The 399-nt window shown below is 44.4% G+C and carries 1 protein-coding gene; it reads right to left on the bottom strand.

All coding sequences use genetic code 11. The annotated features are described in order from the left end of the window. A partial coding sequence (locus tag ACNQ0W_RS25415; protein ID WP_417933311.1) for a hypothetical protein occupies nt 1–399 on the bottom strand: 399 nt, incomplete at both ends.

The raw sequence follows: 399 nt of genomic DNA, 5'->3' as shown, positions 1-399 counted from the left end.
CATTAACGGCCGCCGGATGTGATAACGTCATTCGATCATCTGCTACCGATAGAACGCTGTAAGTGCCGTTTAAATCATAAGTCTGGCCGTTAAACGTGAATGAGGCATTGGTGATTTCTACGCGGTCATTACTTACAAACTTAGTGGTTAAATCCGTATTGTTTGCAGATGCCCGAAGGATCTCGTTTGGATATGCAAAATGAAGGTAGTTCGTACCTTCTAAAGACTGTGTATCTGCTGGACGGAGAACTTGGCCATTAACAGAAGTTTGATGCTGAACCGTTAGTGGCGGCGTGGTAATTTCGGTACCAAGCGAAAAATATGGCTCACCTGAAACAAAATCTACACCTGGTCGAAAGACTTCTACCCATGCGCCGGCAATATCAACAATGTTGGTTT

The sequence above is a fragment of the Enterobacter cloacae complex sp. 6730903 genome (genome assembly GCF_048283985.1).
GTDB lineage: Bacteria > Pseudomonadota > Gammaproteobacteria > Enterobacterales > Enterobacteriaceae > Enterobacter > Enterobacter hormaechei_C.
Note: the sequence above shows the minus strand (reverse complement) of the source record. Positions and strands in the feature narration are given on the sequence as shown.